This window comes from Paenibacillus chondroitinus NBRC 15376 (genome assembly GCF_004000765.1).
Lineage (GTDB): Bacteria > Bacillota > Bacilli > Paenibacillales > NBRC-103111 > Paenibacillus_E > Paenibacillus_E chondroitinus.
Map to the genome: position 1 here is coordinate 1 of NZ_BILW01000104.1, position 1,455 is coordinate 1,455.

Consider the following 1,455-nt stretch of genomic DNA (forward strand, 5'->3'; position numbering starts at 1 on the left):
ACTACGTTTGCGAGAAACCTAACACTACTCAGAAAAATGAATAATGTTACTTCTATTCAAAAAATTTACATCGATATTTACACGGCAGCGGAAAAACAACTAACCGTAAACAAGGTGCAGTTAAAATTGCCAAAAAAAGTAATATTTGTTTTACGTCTATTCCTAGCTAATTATTATTTTTACCACTGGCCGACTGTTCTTTCCTATACCTGGAGTGCCGCGAGGAAGTACTTGTGTGTTCTCGCTTTTTTGCCTACCTTTACTGGTACGCATTTTTGGCTTTTTCAACTCGTTAACAAAGCACTTCCACTTATGCCTGCTGTAAAGCCGCAGATGACGGACGAAGTTGAACAGGCTTAGCTTATTTGGTGTTTGAGCATGAAGCAGCTGGCAGAGTAAGTAACTAATGACACTTATGTATAGTTGTGCCCATACGGCATTCGGATGATAGTTATGAAAAGTAACCGTTGTTAGGTGCTGTTTAATCCACTTGAAAAACAACTCAATTTGCCAGCGGCACCGGTAGATTTCACTGACGTCTGCTGCGCTTATGTCTCGGCGAGTTGTTACTACTTTGTAGATCCTGCGTTTTTCGTCCTCAAATTCCACAAGTCGTAGGGGGGTGTGGGTTTTGGACTTCTTGTCATGCACCGTCACTTCCGCATCCCGCAAGATGTGTGTACCTTCCGGTATAGGATGCTCTTTCACAACCGAATAGCTGTTACTTGCTTTTAGTCGGGCTACGAATAGAACACCATCCTTTACCCATGTCGTAAATCGCTTGTAGTTGACATAGCCTCGATCCAGGATATACGTCAAGTCTTTGCGCGTGATCAGTTGATCGACAGCCATCTGATCGGAAACTCCGACGGTTGAGAGCACAATTCGGTCCGGAAAAGGCGTTTCGTCATCTAAGCAGAGCAAGCGAGTGTGCATTTTGACACCTTTCGTCCGATCTTGATAAAAAGCCCAATCGCCAAACACAAATGGAAGGGTGAGTGATGTCGAATCGATGGGGGCTAATTTTCCAAGCTTTTGAACTCCCTTGCCACCTCTTTTCAAGTGCATTAATCGGTTGGCAAGTTTCTCAAATAGTGCTTGTAAGTAGATGAGTGGCATTTTTTCTAGTTTCCGATTTAATGTGGACGAATGGATGGACGAAATTCCTGTCAATTGTTGAAGTTCCTCGTTCGCCAGTAAATGCAACCGAATATCCTCAAGTGTTTTCCTTTGCTGAATCTCACCTTCTACAAAAAGCATGATGGCGGCACGCGTCGATAGCTTTTTATAGTAGCGGTCCGAGATAGGAAACCGATTCATATTAAGATGAAGTTCATTTAAACACTTGCAAATTACTTGATTTTTAGGTATATTGCCCATTGGTGGGTCTCCTTTTGTAGAGAGTCGGGCAATTTTGTCTGCAATCTCTACATTAGGTGACTTTTTTTGTTTTGG

1 protein-coding gene is annotated in these 1,455 nt (G+C 42.5%); it reads right to left on the bottom strand.

Annotation, left to right across the window (positions count from 1 at the left end):
* Positions 1-162: 162 nt before the first annotated feature.
* Positions 163-1,455: IS4 family transposase (locus tag PCH02S_RS35465; RefSeq protein WP_218033206.1), on the bottom strand; the 1,293-nt coding region annotated here is incomplete at its 5' end.